The organism is Bacillus sp. L75 (assembly GCF_003676355.1).
In the GTDB taxonomy this organism is placed as follows: Bacteria; Bacillota; Bacilli; order Bacillales; family Bacillaceae; genus Bacillus; species Bacillus velezensis.
Genome location: NZ_ML064908.1, coordinates 42518 through 60390 on the forward strand (window position 1 = coordinate 42518; position 17873 = coordinate 60390).

Below are 17873 nucleotides of genomic sequence, written 5' to 3' on the forward strand. Positions count from 1 at the left end.
GATGGGTGACAGTCCTTCTATTTATGAGATGAGCATTTGAATCCCCTGCCAGCCGAAATAAAATCCGAAAACGATCAAAGACACACCCGCCGCTCCCGTCAGCCAGCGGAGCGCTTTTTCATGAAGGAGATTTCTGAAAGTGCTCGCGGCGACCGCCATGCAGAAATCCCAGATCAAAATGCCGAGAAGAATGCCGGAGCTGTAAATCAAAAGCTGATTTGTATCGAAGGATTCAGCGGTTTTAGCGAGGATGCTGCCGTATATGCCGAGCCAGAATAAAATGCTCAGCGGATTGGAAAGAGAAATAAAAAATCCCGCGCCGAATGTTTTGTAAAAAGCCGGTTTTCCTTTTCCGCTTCTGACATTCATGGCTTCCCTTATATTTTTTAGCGTTTCGACTCCCGTATAGGTCAGCACGAAAAAACCGAAGAGCCACAAAAACGTTTTTACAAAAGGAGCGGTCAAAAATTGAGACAGCCCGAAATAGATCAGAATCATATACAGCCCGTCCGCGGCCATGGCGCCAAGACCGAAAATCCATGCATGCCAAAAGCCGTTTTTGATGCCTTTGTCAATTTGCGCCGCATTGACCGGTCCGACAGGTGCTGACAATGACAGCCCGAGAACGATGTAGCTTAAAAAGATGTTCATTGGCTTCCCCCTCATTCATGCAACTTGTACAAGTTATTCATGAATGGGCCGTGCTATGATATATTATTTTAATTTCTCAAGCTCGTCTTCCATCATGTCCGTCGCTTTTCCTAAAAAATCGAATATCAGCCGCAGTTCTTCTTCTTTATATTGCCGGCAAAGGCTGATCGTAGACTGGGATAAGGAGCTGAACAATTGCTTCACATTCGCTTTTCCGGCTGTCAGCGGCACGATAATCACCCGACGTTTGTCTTCGGGGTCTTTTTTCCTCATGACATATCCCGCTTTTTCGAGCCGGTCAATGAGCGCCGTTACCGAACCTGTGCTGAGACCGGTTTTTTTCCCAAGCTCGCCTGCGGTCATCGGGCCTGCTTCATTTAAGATATCAGCTGATTTTAAATCGGTCGGAAACAGACCGAGAGATTGAGCGGCCGCCTGATGAAAAAGGATCGTCCTTGTGGCCATCTTTCGGAATAACTGTATCGCGGTTTCCTCCGTCTCGCTTCTGGTATTTCTTGTTGACAACTGACAGGCCTCCCTATAAAATCAATTTATCTTGACGATCAAGATAATTTTCGGCAAATCTAATATGATCATAGCAAATTTAATGATCAAAAGTAAGTATGGGAGGAAAAAGCATGGAACAAACAGCCGCGAAGGACGCCTCGACGAAGTTTGTCGTCATCGGTCTTTTGCTGGGCATTTTAATGTCGGCTATGGATAATACAATCGTTGCCACTGCGATGGGAAATATCGTGGCGGACCTCGGAAGTTTCGATAAGTTCGCGTGGGTGACAGCATCATACATGGTAGCCGTTATGGCCGGTATGCCGATTTACGGAAAACTGTCCGATATGTACGGACGCAAACGTTTCTTTTTATTCGGTCTTATTCTTTTCTTAATCGGATCCGCGTTATGCGGAATCGCCCAAACAATGGATCAGCTCATTATTTACCGCGTCATTCAGGGAATCGGCGGAGGCGCGCTGATGCCGATCGCCTTCACGATCATTTTTGATTTATTTCCGCCGGAAAAACGCGGAAAAATGTCGGGCATGTTCGGTGCGGTTTTCGGCCTGTCCAGCGTTCTCGGGCCGCTTTTAGGCGCGCTCATTACCGACTCCATCAGCTGGCACTGGGTGTTCTACATCAACGTGCCGATCGGTATTTTATCATTGTTTTTCATTCTTCGTTATTATAAAGAATCCCTTGAACACAAGAAGCAGAAAATCGACTGGGCCGGCGCGATTACGCTGGTGGTTTCCATTGTCGGTCTGATGTTCGCTCTTGAGCTCGGCGGAAAAACGTATGATTGGAACTCCGTGCAGATCATCGGTCTGTTCGCTGTGTTCGCCGTGTTCTTTATCGCCTTTTTTATTGTGGAAAGAAAAGCGGAAGAACCGATTATCTCATTTTGGATGTTTAAAAACCGTTTATTTGCTACGGCACAGATTCTGGCGTTCCTTTACGGAGCCACGTTCGTCATTTTAGCGGTGTTTATCCCGATCTTCGTTCAGGCTGTGTACGGAAGCACCGCGACAAGCGCGGGCTTTATTTTGACGCCGATGATGATCGGTTCTGTTATCGGAAGTATGATCGGCGGAATTTTCCAGACAAAAGTGCGGTTCCGCACTTTAATGCTGATTTCCGTGGTCGCTTTCTTTATCGGAATGCTGCTGCTTTCCAATATGACACCGGATACGGCGCGTACGATGCTGACGGTATTCATGCTGATCTCCGGATTCGGCGTCGGCTTCAACTTCTCACTGCTGCCGGCTGCGTCCATGAACGATCTGGAGCCGCGTTACCGCGGAAGCGCCAACTCAACAAACTCGTTTTTGAGATCATTCGGTATGACACTCGGTGTGACGATTTTCGGAACCATCCAGACGAATGTGTTTACTAACAAGCTCACAGATTCATTCAGCGGCATGAAAGGAGCGGGCGGCGCGATGCAGAACATCGGAAATCCGCAGGAGATTTTCCAGGCCGGCACGCGCGCTCATATTCCGCCGCACATTCTGGATCGCATTATTGACGCCATGTCGCAAAGCATCACATATGTATTTACGCTTGCGCTGACGCCGATCGTCATTGCGGCCGTTACCATTTTGTTTATGGGAAAAGCGAGAGTAAAAACCTCTCAGGAAATGGCGAAAAAAGCGAATTAAAAAAAGCAGTACATGGCGTTTGTCATGTACTGCTTTTTTGTTTACTCTGCGAAATGCGGAGCGAGAATATCTTTCAGCACGTTTGCGCTGCGGCTGAATTGAGCCTGTTCTGTTTCATTCAGCTCAAGTTCCGTCACACCTGCGATGCCGTTCCGATTGACGACGGCCGGAACGCCGATAAAGACGTCGTTTACACCGTATTGGCCGTCCAGATATGTGCTGACGGTTAAAATGCTGTTTTCATTACGCAAAATCGCTTTTGTGATGCGGGCGAGGCTCATCGCCACTCCGTAATATGTCGCGCCTTTTTTCTCGATAATATGGTAGGCCGCGTTTTTCACATCGTCAACGATCTGATCCAGCTCGTCCTGTTTGTAAGCTGCATTTTTCTCCAGCAATTGCTGCACCGGCACTCCGCCAATATTGGCGTGACTCCATACAGGAAGCTCGGTATCGCCGTGCTCGCCGATAATGTGGGCGTGTACGTTTTGCGGAGCGGCTCCGAAGTATTCGCTCAGCATATAACGGAATCGCGCAGAATCCAGTGTCGTGCCGCTTCCGATGACGCGTTCTTTCGGCAGCCCGCTGAATGTCCATGTCGCATAAGTGAGAATGTCGACCGGGTTTGTGGCAACGAGGAAGATGCCGTCAAATCCGCTTGCCATTACTTCACCGACAATGCTTTTAAAAATGGCGAGATTTTTTTCGACCAGCTCAAGTCTCGTTTCGCCCGGTTTTTGATTGGCTCCGGCACAGATGCACACGATATCGGCATCCTTGCAATCCTCATATGTGCCGTAAGATGTTTTGACCGGATGAGGCGCAAATGCCTTTCCGTGATTTAAATCCATGACATCTCCCATGGCTTTTTCTCTATTTACATCAATGATCACAAGCTCATCTGTGATCCCTTGGTTAATTAACGCAAATGCATAACTGCTTCCAACAAAACCTGCTCCGATTAATGCTACTTTGTTCACTCGTTCGTTCATCATATATGCTCATCCTCCAGTGTTTCGTGGTGTCTGTTTTTATCTTGTGAAGTATTTCACATTTATATTGTGCAATACTTCACAAACTTTTGCAAGAGAAAAGTTTGATTTTTGGACAAAAAAATATCGGTGATGGTTTCCGGATTGTTGACAACATCCTAAAACGGAACCGTTTTAGGATGCTGTCATCTTTTCAGCGTGATTGAAAACGCGCTGTCCTTTTCCTAACCGAAGTAAGGGTTTGATGTGATGATGGCCCTATCCATTAATGCGGAAGATAACCGTTTAAACCGGAGTTGTTATACAAACCATTCTGCACATAATCAAAGCCGGGCTGGTTCTGTCCGGGCACTTGGGCGCTGCCATTGTTAAAAATCACTTTGGCATTGGCCGTATCCGCATTCGCAGGCAGCGTCAGCGTGTAAATTCCATTTGCATTCTTAGTCATTGCTTTCCCGGGCCACGATCCGGTTAATTCTATGGCCCTGCCTCCATCATGTTTGTAAATATATACATTTACCTGGCCCCAATGATCCGGATTTTGATAGCCAATGATGTTGGTTTGGGCCGGGTCTTTTTTGACAAACGTGTATTCTTGGGTTCTCGCTGCACCCTCGACGTTCGTTCCGGTTAACTTGATGTTGTATGTCGTGCCGATTGGATCTCCTTTCCCGATCGTTAATCGGTCCCCATCCTTAAATGCTGTCTGCTGCCCATTATTGATTTGGTAAACGGCTTTTGTTGTTTTCGCATTTGCACGCAGGGTGACCGTCAGCTGATCATTGAAAGAATGGACTGCCCCCGTTTGGTAATTCTCAAGAAAGACATGAGGCGCATTCCCAATATCATCAGGATAAAGAACAGCCGCCGATCTGGCATTGATCGTACCTGTCAGTTTGCCGTTCGCTACTTGAAATGAACCGGCGCCGGCCCTATTATCATACCTGCCGTCAGGTAATTTCGTTGAAGTATTGATGGTGACAGAAGACGATCCTGCATTTGCCAGCACAACGCCTTTTGAGCCGCGCTGATTCATAAAGATTTGGTTGTTCCCATTCGGATTCGAGAGTTCCTCAGGCTGCCCGGCCATTACATTGTGAAATGTATTGACCGCAGTGATCGCCTGATCTTTAAATAAGGCGCTCCCGCGATCTCCTATTTGACTTTTTCCGGGAAATCTTACACCATTTCCTCCGCCCTCAGGTCTGGAAAAGAAAAGAGGCGTGCTTCCTGAGCGGGAACCAATCACTGCCCAGCCTAAACGAATATCGTCCTCACTCATCCATGTGGACTCTTCATCATCATTGGCATACGTATCATGTGATTCCACCCATGTGACTAACTTGTCCGCAGACACGTCAGATGCATAATGGGAGATATTCGACACACTCAGATTACGGTTCTTTAAAGCGGATCTGATGGAATGCCCGTAGTTAGAAGCCGTCACATTCATATAATTCGCATAAGCTGTATCTCTGGACGCGCTGTCTTGCAGGATTTCTCCGTATTGGAACTCCGCTGATGTATTTGCGATATTCGGCCAAAATTGGCTGCCGTAATTCCCATCATCCGGAAGCTCTATATGCTTGGCGGCATCATAGCGGAACCCGTCTGCTCCGTCATTCAATGCTCTTTCCAAGAAACGTTTCAGATAGGCCTGCACCTCAGTATTCTGTGTATTCCAATCATACAGCCCAAGCAATGAATTTTGAGTGACGTCCCATCGATCCGACCAATTTTTAATTTGTGTGTTTCCATGGGTCCAGTTTGGAATACGCTTAATCTCGTCAGAAATCGCGCCATAATCGCTGGTAGTATGATTGATAACCGCATCGACAATGACTTTTACGCCATATTTTTCCGCGGCTGCACACATGTCCTTAAATTCTTGTTCAGTGCCTAAGTAACGGTTGCCGATTTGGTACGATGTCGGCTGATACAGCCAGTACCAGTTCCTCATGCTTTTATCTCCTTGGTTCCCTTCCTTTACTTGGTTAATCGGAGACGTCTGAATGGCTGCATAGCCCGCATCACGAATATCTTTCATATTTTGTGTTAACGTATTGAACGACCAATTCCATGCATGAAGGATGGTCCCGTTTTTGACCGATGACGCGGTCACCTTATTCGATTTGTTTGCAGTTTCAGCGTTTGCAGCCGCCGGGCCTGACAAAACCAAATAAAACAGCAATAAAAATCCGGCGAATAACGGCAGTAAAGAGGTTTTGAATCGTTTTTCAAACATTTTTGACACTCCTTATTTGATTTTTGAAGACTGACTGCGGAGTCAAAAATTCCTCTTACTCTTTCTTCAGCTCCTTTCAACTGTTGTGAAGACTGGAGAATTCTGTTAACGCTTACATTTCAACTTATCACACACTCTCTATCAAAGCAACGTGACAGAGTGAATTCAAATCTATATTCCTATCAATTAAAAAGACTTCCCGCTTTCAAACAAAAAAAGAAACCACCTGTCAAGATGATTTCTTTTTTATTTCTTTTATCGCTCTTCTGTAAGACAGCTTCACAATGACATACCGAAGCAGAAACAGAATGCCTCCGCAGACGATAAAAAGAAAGATCATTTTCAGCCAAGCAAAGAATGTATGGGGAAACCCCCTGTCGTACATCGTAATCGCCGCTGCCGCAAAAGTGACCGCAATTGAATCTATCCGCTGCTGCTTCACCCGCTTTTGCAGTTCTTCTTTGGTGTCTATTCTCGGCATGAGCATTCCCGACGCTCCCGCCCTGATGCAATAATAAACAATTATAATGAAGAAAACCGCCAAGCTACCGGCCCATTCCCTAAACGGACAGTTCAGAACAAGTCCGCGTACGATGATGTCAAGCAAAGACAGTGTGCCCACAAGCATTCCGACTTCTGACCAAATCATTCGTTCTTTCTCTTTCACACTCTCACTCTTTCCATTCACGTTTGAAAGTCCGTTCCGACGCTGATTCATGACTTCCTCCCGTACTATTAAGAATGGCTTACAACTCCCATTATATCTTGCCGATTCATAATGATAAACCGAAATATCATTGACAAAAATGTTAATAAGGACCCCAATTGATCAGGACGCCTATGCAGATAAACACGAGACCGATGACAAACCAAATCAGCGCCAGTGGAATCATGAAGCGAAGCCACTTTACGTACGGAATGCCGCTGGCAGCCAGTACGGCCATCAGCACGCCGGAAGTCGGATTGACACAGTTTACGACGCCTTCTCCGAGCATGACCGCTTCAACCGCGACCTGTCTCGTGATGCCCATCAGATCGGCAAGCGGCGCCAAGATCGGAATAAATACGACCGCCTCCCCTGAGCCCGATGAAATCAGAAAATGAAGCAGAGCGCTGGAAATATACATTCCGATGGCGCCTGCCATCGGGCTGAAACCGTGCAGCAGTGACGCAAGTCCATTGACTACCGTATCAAGCAGCTTTCCATGTTCCAGGATAACGGAAATGCTTCTCGCCATTCCGACGATCAGCGCACCGTAAACGAGCCCCTGACAGCCTGTAATAAACGTTTTTGCGATATCATTTGCCGCCATTCCCGCAATCAGGCCTGACACGATTGAGATAAAAATGAACACGGCGGCCATCTCTGAATCAGACCAGCCAAGAGTAAGCGCGCCGTATAAAAAGCCGGCAAGCGACAAAGCCGCAACAGCCAGAATCAATTTATGGCGGACGGTAAACGGGACATGCTTGTCCTCCGGCTCAGAAACCTGCGGGAATGAACCTGCCGCCGGAAACCAATCGTTCCCCAGCAGACTGGCGTCCTTTGCTTTTCTGAGTTTTCTCGTATACCGATAAATATATAAAATAGATGATAACAGAAAACAAATGTAGACGGCAATCCGCAGGCCGATACCGGAAAACAGCGGCAGCTCCGCGATGCTTTGTGATAACCCGAGCGGTGAAGGTGATAAAATCGTCGCGTTAAACCCGGCATAGCAGCCGATATAAATGACGGCCGCTCCGGCCACGGCGTCCCATTTCAGCGAGCGGGCGACGATCAGGCCGATCGGAATAAAACCGATCACGGAATTAACGACGATGCCGGTTGTGCCGAGGATCGAAAATAGAGATCCGACAATCGCAATAAACAGCAGCTGTTTTGTGCGGAACGTACTGATGACATTACTGATCAATCCATTGATGGCGCCCGTTTTCTCCAAAATCGCAATGGTGCCGCCCGTAAACAGGATTAAAAAAATAATCGGCGCGGAACTTGTCATCCCTTCCTGAATCGCGGTAAAAAAAGCGATCGGGCTGACAGGAGACTGGTCTAAAGAATGATAGCTTCCCGGGACGGCGGACGTCACACTGCCCTTTGTCACCCTGTCAAATTCCCCCGCGGGAACGATGTACGACGCTATCGCGCATAGTAAAGCGACAATGAACAGCAGCACATAAGCATCAGGCATCACAAACAATTTCTTCTTTTTCAATACAGGTTCGGCCTTCGGCACAGCCATAACATCACCATCCCGCTTTAAATTTATAAACTATTCAGAAAATACAGATATGTGCTATATTATATACAGACCGATTGCCTGTTTTCAATATCAAAAATAAAAAACAGACAGCTTTTGAAGGAGGACTTACGGCATGAACAGACTCACAGCGCATGAAAAGCAAGTCATTATGGATATTTTTGACCACCTGCACGCCAATCCCGAAGTAAGCTGGAAAGAATATCAAACAACTGAATATCTGACTGAAAAACTGAAAGAGGCCGGCTGCCGAACCCGCACGTTTGATGATTGTACCGGTGTTGTCGGCGAAATCGGAGAAGGCTCGCCTGTTGTGGCTGTCCGGGCGGATATTGACGCGCTGTGGCAGGAAGTGGACGGTGTCTTTCAGGCGAACCATTCATGCGGACATGATTCACATATGACGATGGCGCTCGGCACGATGATGCTTTTAAAGAGTCAGCCGAAACTTCCGAAGGGCACCATCCGCTTTATTTTTCAGCCGGCTGAAGAAAAAGGCGGCGGAGCGCTGAAAATGATTGAAAAAGGCGTACTGGATGATGTTGATTTCTTATACGGCGTGCACGTGCGCCCCGTACAGGAAACGGCAAACGGCCGATGCGCACCGTCCATTCTGCATGGCTCAAGCCAGCATATAGAAGGCCTGATTATCGGAGAAGAAGCCCACGGCGCGAGACCGCATCTCGGCCTTAACAGTATCGAAATCGCCGCTCTTCTCGTCCAAAAACTCAGCTTCATTCATCTTGATCCCGGCATCCCGCATTCCGTGAAGATGACAAAGCTTCAGGCAGGCGGTGAGAGTTCCAATATCATTCCGGGAAAAGCATCGTTCAGCCTTGATCTCCGCGCACAAACCAATGCCGCCATGGAGAAATTAACCGCCGAAACCGAAAGAGCCTGTGAGGCGGCGGCTGCCGCATTCGGCGCAAAAATCGAACTGCAAAAAGAACACAGCCTCCCGGCAGCCGAGCGAAACAAAGAGGCGGAAGCCATCATGGCATCTGCGATAAGCGGCATTCTCGGAGAAGAACATGTGGATGAACCTCTTGTGACAACCGGAGGAGAGGATTTTCATTTTTACGGGTTAAAGGTGCCGAACTTAAAAACGACGATGCTCGGCCTAGGATGCGGTCTGGAGCCGGGGCTTCACCATCCCCAAATGACATTTGACCGAAGCGCCATCTTTACAGGCATTGAGATATTAACGGCTGCCGTCCTCAAATCGTTTGAAGCATAAAAAAAGCAGCCCGTTACAGGGCTGCTTTTCTTCGTTATTTCTTCAAATCTTCAATTGAATTGACGTTTTTCATATACTGAGGAACGACCAGACCCATCTTGACGCCTGTCAGACTCGTTCCTACATCTTCATATTTGCCTTTATATTTAGACGCATATGCCTTATGGGTATTCGGAAGCCAAGCAGACAATGACGCATCCGCGCTGCCTGTCGCAATCGCAGTCCACATCGGTCCCGCCTCCACTTGCGTCAGCTTCACGTCATAGCCGAGGTCTTGAAATACTTTTCCGATTACATTCGTACTTGCGATTTCACTGTCCCACGCCACATAAGCCAGGTTGATTTTATCCCCTTTAACTTTATGGGCGCCTTTTGTCCATTGAGCCACTTGGTCTTTGTGTTTTTTCACATATTCAGCTGCGGCTTTGGCCGGCTTTTCGCCTTCCTCAACGGCAATCATGACTTCTCCCATATCGTCCTGCGTCCATTTGAACTGGCTGAGAACTTTGGCCGCGTTAGGCTGTTCCTTACTGAAGCCGGTTCTTGTAATCGTATGAATCTGCTCGGCAGTTCCGTACGTTTTTTTCGGATCATCAAGGAACTTCAGCTTGTATCTGGAGAACATCCAGTGCGGCGTCCAGCCCGTTACGATGATCGGCTTTTTCCGGTCATATGATTTCTTCAATGTCGCCGTCATGGCAGCACTTGACGCCGTGACGACATTCCAGTCTTTCAATCCGTAATCCTTCACGGCCTCATCCGTCAGGGCCATGATTCCCGATCCCGGATCAATACCGATAATGGTTTTGTTCACCTGGTCCGCAGCCGTTGCCTTACCATCAGTCTGCGAACCGCAGGCAGCCAAAGAAAGAGCCAGCGCAGCGGTAACGCCGACACCGATGATTTTCTTAAGCATCAGGCATTCCCCCTGCTCTTCTTCTTCACTTTAATGTTTTGCGTGATACGGTCGAGTGTAATCGCTACGATAACGATCGCGATACCCGCTTCCACTCCGACACCGGTTTTCAACTGTGTCACGGCGCTGTATACTTCAGAACCGAGACCCGGCGCACCAACCATGGCCGCGATAACGACCATTGATAAAGCAAGCATGATGCTTTGGTTAATACCGGCAAGAATTGTTTTTGTGGCAAGCGGAAGCTGAACCTTGAACAGACGCTGAGACGTCGTTGAACCGAATGCTTCCGTCGCTTCAATCAAATCAGCCGGAACTTGTTTAATACCGAGAACCGTCATGCGGATCGTCGGAGGCATTGCGAAAATAACAGATGCCACGACGCCTGGCACAACCCCGATATTAAAGAAGAAAATTGCAGGCAGCAGATATACGAAAGCCGGCATGGTCTGCATTAAATCCAGAATCGGTGTAACAATGCGGCGGACCGTTTCTTTCTGAGACGCCCATATGCCGATCGGAACCCCGATAATAATGGAAATCAAAACAGATGTGACGACAAGCGCCAACGTTTGCAGCATCGGCGACCAATAGCCCAAATAATCAATAACAAGGAATCCGATTAACGTAAAGAGTGCAATTCCTCTCGTACTGATCCACCAAGCGAGAGCTGCAAAAATAACAGTCAATAAAATAGACGGGATGAAACCCAAACCGCTCACAATCGCGTTTACGAAAGCGGCCAAACCGTTTGAGATTCCGTCAAAGAAACCTCCGAACGTCATGGTAAGCCAGTCAACAAACCGGTCAACGATATCTGCTAACGGAATTCTAGGCAATCTGTCCATTTACTTCACCCCCTGAACAGAAGAATCCTGAGCTTGTTCAGCAGAATCTTCAACATTTATATAATCGTTATTTCCTGAAAGCGCGCCGATTAATGCGCCTTTTACGACAATGCCTTTCATGCGGTCCTTATCATCCGTGACGGCGATCGGAATATTCGCATCAGACACGACATCGAAAATTTCCGTCAAGTATGTGCTTTCATGCACAGTCGTAAATTCAGTATTTAAAATATCCTGAAGCGATAAGTCGGATTCCACCGCTTTTTTCGCATCCGCCGCGTGAATGACGCCGAGAAGCTGTTTCTGTTTATCAACGGCGTAAATAGAAGAAATACCGAGATTCTTCATGAGCTGCAGCGCTACACGAGGCCCTTTGTCAATTCGCACGGTTTCAGCGCGCTTCATGATGTGGCCCGCTGTCAGAACTTTGGATAAATCAACGTCCTCAACGAATTTCTCAACGTATTCATTGGACGGGCTCATCAGAATTTCTTCAGGCGTCCCGATCTGAACGATGTTACCGTCTTTCATCAGCACGATTCTGTCGCCGATGCGCAATGCTTCATCAAGATCATGCGTGATGAAGATGATCGTCTTGCCGACAGAGTCATGAAGGTCTAAAAGCTCATCCTGCATGTCTTTGCGGATCAGCGGATCAAGCGCACTGAAAGCTTCATCCATCAGAAGAATGTCAGGATCATTCGTCAATGCGCGCGCAAGTCCGACACGCTGCTGCATTCCTCCGCTGAGCTGATCAGGGAATTGGTGTTCAAAGCCTTCAAGACCGACAAGTTTAAGCGAATCAAGCGCTTTTTGCTCACGCTCTTTTTTGTCGACGCCTTGAAGCTCCAGGCCGTATTCCGTATTTTCAAGAATCGTTCTGTGCGGAAACAGTGCAAATTTTTGAAAGACCATGCTGATTTTTTTCCGGCGCACTTCCCGGAGCTGGTCTTTTGACATATTTGTTATCATGTCACCATCAATATAAATATTCCCGGCAGTCGGTTCAATAAGCCGGTTTAACAGCCGAACTAAAGTTGATTTACCGCTCCCCGATAGACCCATGATGACAAATATCTCCCCATCATATACATCAAAGTTTGCTTGATTGACACCAACGGTTGATCCGGTTGCTTTCAGGATCTCTTTTTTGTTTTTTCCGCTGGACAGCATCTGAATGGCTTTTTTTGTCTGTTTTCCGAAAACCTTAGATACATTTTCGACTTTTATCTTAATTGGTTTCTCATCCAAATTCATATTTTCCCTCCATAATAAGCAATCTTTAATACCGTAACACGTTTGTAATAAGTCAAACAAACATCATAATCCCGTTTATTTTGTATCATTACTTTAAAAACATCCCTGTGTCTTATTTTCCTCTGGTATGCTTCTAAATACTCTCTAATCCTCCTTATTGAGGATAAATTATAAAGGAAACCGGGCTTTTATCAGGCTTGAGAACGTTTCCATCGAATGTGCTGCAAACTGATTTCCTATCCTTTTTTTACAAAAACAAGAATTTTTTTGCGACATTGTCCCGGAAAAAGAAGTTTTCGCCTCCTGAAAATAAGGAATATTAAGGAAAAATATAGGTCTGCCAACAGACAGCTCACTAAAAAAAGCACCCCAAAAGGGTGCTCATTGCGCAAGCTCTGTCTGTTTCGTTTCTTTTCCGAGAATAATAATGGTGATGACAGCAATCAGGATGGCCGCACAAAAGACGGCGAAAATCACTGTAAACGAAACGTTCCGGGCTGCAAGCGATCCGACGAGAAGCGGACCGAAAATGCCGCCGATTCTGCCGACGGCCGCGGTTGTTCCGGAACCGGTCGCGCGGATCGCTGCAGGGTACTGCTCCGGTGTATAGGCGTAAAGCACGCCCCATGCGCCGAGATTGAAGAAGGACAGCAGCATGCCGGCCGTGAGCAGCATGCCCAATGAATCCGCGGCACCGAAGAAATAAGCGCTGCCCGCCGTTCCGAGCAAATAGATGACTAAGATGGTCTTCCGCCCCGCTTTTTCGATCAGCCACGCCGCTGAGAAATATCCGGGAAGCTGGGCAAGCGTCATCAGAAGGACGTATTCGAAGCTCTCAATCATGCTGTAGCCTTTCATCAGCATCACGCTCGGCAGCCATAAAAACATGCCGTAATAAGAAAAGACGACGCAGAACCAAACGACAGACAGCAGCACCGTCGGCCGGATATACGGTTTCGTCCAGACACTTCCCGCCTGCCCGCGTATGCTTTTTTTCTGCGGCAATGCCTGATGCGCCGGTGATTCCGGAAGGCTTCTCCGCAAGTACAGCGCATAAAATGCGGCCAGCGCCGTTAAGAGCAGCGCGGCCTGCCAGCCGAATGACGGTATGACAAAGTAGGAAATCACCGCCGCAAGAAGCCAGCCCGCGGCCCAAAAGCTCTCAAGCAGCACGATGATCCGTCCCCGCTTTTCGGGAGGGGACGCTTCTGACACGAGCGTCGAGGCGACAGGCAGTTCCCCGCCAAGCCCCATTCCGATCAGAAAACGCAATATGAGAAAAACCGTCAATCCCGTTGCGAAAGCGGATATGCCGCTTCCGACAGAAAAGAATAACAGCGTGATCATAAACACTTTTTTCCGGCCGATCCTGTCGGCCAGCATTCCGAATACAAAGGCGCCCGCTGCCATACCGATGGAATTGACGCTTCCGATCCATTTCATTTGATCGGGTGTTAAATTCCAATCAGTGTGAAGCGCGGCGATAATAAACGATAAAATTCCGACATCCATCGCATCAAACAGCCAGCCCATTCCGGCAATCGCCAGAAGTTTTCGCGGAGTGACGGCAGGTTGTTTATTCATAAGCAGCACCTCAAATCGAAAATGATTACCGTATAAGTTTACACCTGTCTTTACACATTGTCATTATCTTTTTTCACAAAAAAATCCCGCTTGCCGTAAGCAAGCGGGGTGTATGTTAATTCTTTAAGACTGCGGTTTTAATATTATCCTGAAGCTGTTGAATCCGTTTCGCGCCGTCTTCTCTGATACGTCTGTTCTCTTCCTCGATCTGTTTCGTTTCCTGCATACCGCTGACAATCGTATTCCAAGACGTTTCAATCGTCTCAATGTCAATGCTCGGACGGCCTGCCATACGGGCAATTTCCACGCTTTGATTTGAGATATTTTCAGCGTTTCGCTTCAGCATTTCATTCGTGCGGCGGTCCAGCTCGCTCATTGAATCAGCCACAAGCTTTTGCCGTTTGACTGTGACAGCCTGAATGATGCCGTTTTTGAAAATCGGAATCGTAATGACGAAAGCGGAATTGATTTTCCCGATGAGCTTCGTATTTCCGCGCTGAAGGAGGCGGATCTGCGGCGCCGTTTGCAGCGCCACCATCCGCGCCATATCTAAATCATAGACACGTTCCTCAAGCGCCTGAAGCCCGTCACGCAGCGTATCAAGCTGCATTTGCGCAAGCTGGTTTCCGCCTGCCGCTTTTTCTTCATAAGAAGGAATGAGCGCCTGCATTTCCTCAAGCTTCATCTGCCCGGCAACGACATACTTTTCAAGCTCCATGTAGTAGTTAATGTTGTTTTCATACATCTCTTCAAGCGTATGGTTCGTCTTTGCCATTTCATCTTTGTATTTTGAAATTTCGACGTGGATTTTTTCAATTTCTCCGCCCAGGGTGCGGTACTTTTGAAAAATCTTTTCAATCATGCTGTTGCCGCGTTTGAACATTTTAGCGAGAAATCCTTTTGGTTCATCGAAATCATTTTTGTCAAAACGGTCCATGATTTTTCCGAGCTGCGTCAGCATTGTGCCTGAATCCGTGACACTTGTTGTTTTCATCATATTTAAGATGCGGTCGGAGAACTTCGAGATTTCAACTGCCGGTTCTTTTCCGTACTCAAGCAGCTCCATTTGGTTTTTCACGTCAATCTGCTGTGAAATGCGCTGCACCTCAGGGTCTTGGCGCAGCTGCACCCTGATGTCATCTGCTTTTTGTTCAGAAATCTCTTCATTTTTATCAAGAACAAGCGGATTTTGATTTTCTGTCATGTTTATTTACTCTCCCTGCTTTTGCGTAATGGTTCTAAACAGCTTTCTTACGAGTGACGGCTCCTTATATTCCTGCCGAAATACCATGTCCTCCAGCCAATGGACATCAAATTGGCTTTCTTCAATATAATGCTCAATGTCTTGATGGCCCGGCGGATTATACAAGATGATATCGACGCCGAATTTATTTAAAAACAATAGAGCGGCGGCGTCAGAACGTGTAAGTTCGCCATTTTGTTCCGTATGATATAAAACGAGTTTCGGAACGGTTTGGGCGTAATCAAACGTCTGAATCAATTGCAGCAGCGAAGCGGGCAGGTTCGTCGCCTGGCGGAACAAATAGATTGCGGCATCCCTTGCCTGCTCCCCGGGCAAAGCCTTCAGCCCTGGGTTTCTGCACATGTCAGAAATCACATTGGCGATGGCGTTCTGCACGCCTGACGGGAGATGCTTGTACTGCCAGATGTTGCTTCTTTTCAGCCTGTCCGCGTCAATCGCTCCTTCTTCGTTCAAAACCTGACTGTAGTGATACTGGTAGTTGGCTTTCAGCTCTTCCGTAAACGGAAAACTGCGGATCATGTGTGTCTCCTGATAGTCTGCGGCGGTATGGAGTCTGTTCCAATATTCTTTCGTATCTTTGGAAACCCCCATCACTTTCGCAAAAAGGTTCGGAACGGCCACCCGCTCCCTGTCCGCTTTAAATTGCGGCCGGATAAACGCCCGCTCCTTCGCAATGAGAAATAACTCATCATACGTCGTTTTTAATGTCACGGACTGCGGGGTATGATCCCTGAACTGCCAAGGCTTATACATCATAGATTCCTCATGGTTCAGCACATGCTCAATTTCTTTCGTTGACCGGTAGGCCGTCGTGGACGTTCTGTCCGGCTTTTCTTTCGGGAATGGCTCAAGGCCGCCTGTTGCGGGGAGCTTTATCACAAAGCTGAGTTCCTCATCCGGATCAATCAAGCTGAACGGGTCTTCCGCAGTCGGATGAAACAATAGGACGTCACAGCCGATCAGCATGAGATAATAGAGAAAATAGAGCTGGCTTTTGGCAGCGTCTCCATACCACACCACCTTCGGCATCTCACGCTCTATATCGGCTTGTTCGAGCCATGGATTCAGGTGGTTCAGCGAAAACTTTGACACATCCAAGAGCACACGCCGGAAATCGGGATGATTCAGCCCGTTTTCATGCCGGTCCGCAAAGGTTTCCAAAAGCGTCATAAACGCGGTTCTCAGCCGGCGGTGCATAAGCGGATCAGCGTGTTTGGCAAGCAGCCTGCCCCCATCGAGAAACGCGACAAATCTGGAAACCGAAAGCCCTTTCTCTTTTTGATTGACCGAATGGATGTGCTGGAGCGCCTGAAACGTTTCCGGCGCGATGGTCTTATCCAGCGTCTCGCTTAACACATGGATGTTTTCATGAGAAGACAGCTCGAAAAGCTTATTGTAATACTCCGTCTCATCATAAGGAGTACCCAAAATCCGGACGGCAAGACGGGTAAACGCCAGCCCGTTTTCCCGCTCGTAACCGGGACGTTCCGGCAGCGGCCGCATCAGAAACGTTTCCCAGTCATCGTTTTCCGGCTCGGCCTTTCGGATCACCAATTCTTCCTGCCTCATCATTTTCCTCCTTTCTCTTCATGATGATCGGTACAAAAAAGGAAGGAAATGAACTCTCCCTCCTTTTTTGTTTTATTCTTCTTTAGATGCAGCCGTTTGCTCCTGAACCTGCTTTTGTTTGTTGAAATAGTGGATAATAAACGTTACCACAAACGCAGCGATGATGATTCCGAAGAACACCACGTGCGGCATTTCATAATCAAAGGCGCTCGCCGCCATTTTCACGGCGATAATCCCGATCAGCACAAAAGCCGTATTTTCAAGCTCAGGGATTTTATCAATTAAAACAAGGAATACTTTTGCGACTGTACGCATCATGAGAATGCCAAGCATACCGCCGATCAAGAGCACCCACACTTTTTCCGATACCGCAAACGCGGCCAGAATGCTGTCAACAGAGAAGGCCAAATCCATTAACTCAACTGAAACGACAGTGGCCCAGAAAATTCCGAACGTACGGACCATCCATGAATTTTTCTTCATGCCTTCCGTATCGTCATCACCTTCTCCGATCCAGAAATGCTTAATGACGAGCCAAGCCAGGTACAGCGCGCCAAGCACTTTAATCCACCAGAACTTAATGAGCAGCATTCCGATCCCGATAAAGATAAAACGGAAAATATATGCCCCGAACAATCCGTATGTTAATGCTTTCTTCCGCTGTTTTTCAGGCAGATGCCTTACCATCACCGCAAGCACTAACGCATTGTCGGCCGACAGCAGCCCTTCCAGCAGAACCAAGGAACCGATCAGCCCCCATGATACAGGGTCAGTCAGCACTTCACCCCACATTTTCCAATCAAAAAAGGAAGCGTAGGTCGACATAATATGATGTAGAAAATCCAAGTTTTTTCCTCCTATTTAGTAAAACGGTAATT

15 protein-coding genes are annotated in these 17873 nt (G+C 47.6%); 2 read left to right on the top strand and 13 right to left on the bottom strand.

Annotation, left to right across the window (positions count from 1 at the left end):
- Positions 1 to 21: 21 nt before the first annotated feature.
- Both D5S11_RS13635 and D5S11_RS13640 read right to left on the bottom strand, forming a co-directional pair.
- Positions 22 to 651, bottom strand: coding sequence for a LysE family translocator (locus D5S11_RS13635; RefSeq protein ID WP_015239111.1), 630 nt, complete (start codon positions 649 to 651; stop codon positions 22 to 24).
- 63 nt (positions 652 to 714) lie between these two features.
- A complete protein-coding gene (locus D5S11_RS13640; protein WP_003156626.1) occupies positions 715 to 1176 on the bottom strand; it encodes a MarR family transcriptional regulator in 462 nt (153 codons plus the stop codon).
- A gap of 113 nt (positions 1177 to 1289) precedes the next feature.
- On the opposite strand from D5S11_RS13640, the gene D5S11_RS13645 reads away from it, so the two are divergent.
- A complete protein-coding gene (locus D5S11_RS13645) occupies positions 1290 to 2822 on the top strand; it encodes an MDR family MFS transporter (RefSeq protein WP_038456904.1) in 1533 nt (510 codons plus the stop codon).
- A gap of 41 nt (positions 2823 to 2863) precedes the next feature.
- Here the strand turns inward: D5S11_RS13645 and D5S11_RS13650 are convergent, their stop codons facing one another.
- The 4 genes from D5S11_RS13650 to D5S11_RS13665 all read right to left on the bottom strand — a co-directional run bounded on the left by D5S11_RS13650 (position 2864) and on the right by D5S11_RS13665 (position 8302).
- On the bottom strand, positions 2864 to 3817 hold the full coding sequence (locus D5S11_RS13650) for an L-lactate dehydrogenase (RefSeq protein ID WP_014416851.1): 954 nt from the start codon (positions 3815 to 3817) through the stop codon (positions 2864 to 2866).
- A gap of 262 nt (positions 3818 to 4079) precedes the next feature.
- Positions 4080 to 6059, bottom strand: a complete 1980-nt coding sequence (gene amyE, locus D5S11_RS13655; protein ID WP_038456903.1) for an alpha-amylase — start codon at positions 6057 to 6059, stop codon at positions 4080 to 4082.
- 229 nt (positions 6060 to 6288) lie between these two features.
- On the bottom strand, positions 6289 to 6777 hold the full coding sequence (locus D5S11_RS13660; RefSeq protein ID WP_020955284.1) for a DUF6773 family protein: 489 nt from the start codon (positions 6775 to 6777) through the stop codon (positions 6289 to 6291).
- Positions 6778 to 6868: 91 nt separating this feature from the next.
- The gene (locus D5S11_RS13665; protein ID WP_038456901.1) at positions 6869 to 8302 is read right to left on the bottom strand and encodes a YfcC family protein; all 1434 of its coding nucleotides are present in this window, start codon (positions 8300 to 8302) and stop codon (positions 6869 to 6871) included.
- Between the two features lie 133 nt (positions 8303 to 8435).
- Between D5S11_RS13665 and D5S11_RS13670 the strand changes: the two genes are divergently transcribed.
- On the top strand, positions 8436 to 9557 hold the full coding sequence (locus D5S11_RS13670) for a M20 peptidase aminoacylase family protein (RefSeq protein WP_025284193.1): 1122 nt from the start codon (positions 8436 to 8438) through the stop codon (positions 9555 to 9557).
- 34 nt (positions 9558 to 9591) lie between these two features.
- Here D5S11_RS13670 and D5S11_RS13675 read toward each other — a convergent pair whose 3' ends face one another.
- The 7 genes from D5S11_RS13675 to D5S11_RS13705 form a co-directional block, all read right to left on the bottom strand.
- Positions 9592 to 10473: a glycine betaine ABC transporter substrate-binding protein gene (locus D5S11_RS13675; protein ID WP_007409051.1), complete on the bottom strand. Its 882-nt coding sequence runs from the start codon at positions 10471 to 10473 to the stop codon at positions 9592 to 9594.
- Entirely contained in the window at positions 10473 to 11321 is an 849-nt protein-coding gene (gene opuAB / locus D5S11_RS13680) for a glycine/proline betaine ABC transporter permease subunit OpuAB (protein WP_003156639.1), read from the bottom strand. Before opuAB ends, D5S11_RS13675 begins: the two co-directional genes overlap by 1 nt.
- Positions 11322 to 12578 carry a glycine/proline betaine ABC transporter ATP-binding protein OpuAA gene (gene opuAA / locus D5S11_RS13685; protein WP_003156640.1) on the bottom strand — a complete coding sequence of 419 codons (1257 nt, stop codon included), beginning with the start codon at positions 12576 to 12578 and terminating at the stop codon, positions 11322 to 11324.
- A 381-nt stretch (positions 12579 to 12959) separates the two neighbouring features.
- Complete coding sequence (locus tag D5S11_RS13690; protein WP_020955280.1) at positions 12960 to 14162, bottom strand: MFS transporter; 1203 nt, start codon at positions 14160 to 14162, stop codon at positions 12960 to 12962.
- 115 nt (positions 14163 to 14277) lie between these two features.
- Positions 14278 to 15366: a toxic anion resistance protein gene (locus tag D5S11_RS13695; RefSeq protein WP_007409049.1), complete on the bottom strand. Its 1089-nt coding sequence runs from the start codon at positions 15364 to 15366 to the stop codon at positions 14278 to 14280.
- A gap of 6 nt (positions 15367 to 15372) precedes the next feature.
- Positions 15373 to 16995, bottom strand: coding sequence for a YceG family protein (locus D5S11_RS13700; protein WP_032867309.1), 1623 nt, complete (start codon positions 16993 to 16995; stop codon positions 15373 to 15375).
- Positions 16996 to 17067: 72 nt separating this feature from the next.
- Complete coding sequence (locus tag D5S11_RS13705) at positions 17068 to 17841, bottom strand: TerC family protein (RefSeq protein WP_003156644.1); 774 nt, start codon at positions 17839 to 17841, stop codon at positions 17068 to 17070.
- Between the last annotated feature and the right edge of the window lie 32 nt (positions 17842 to 17873).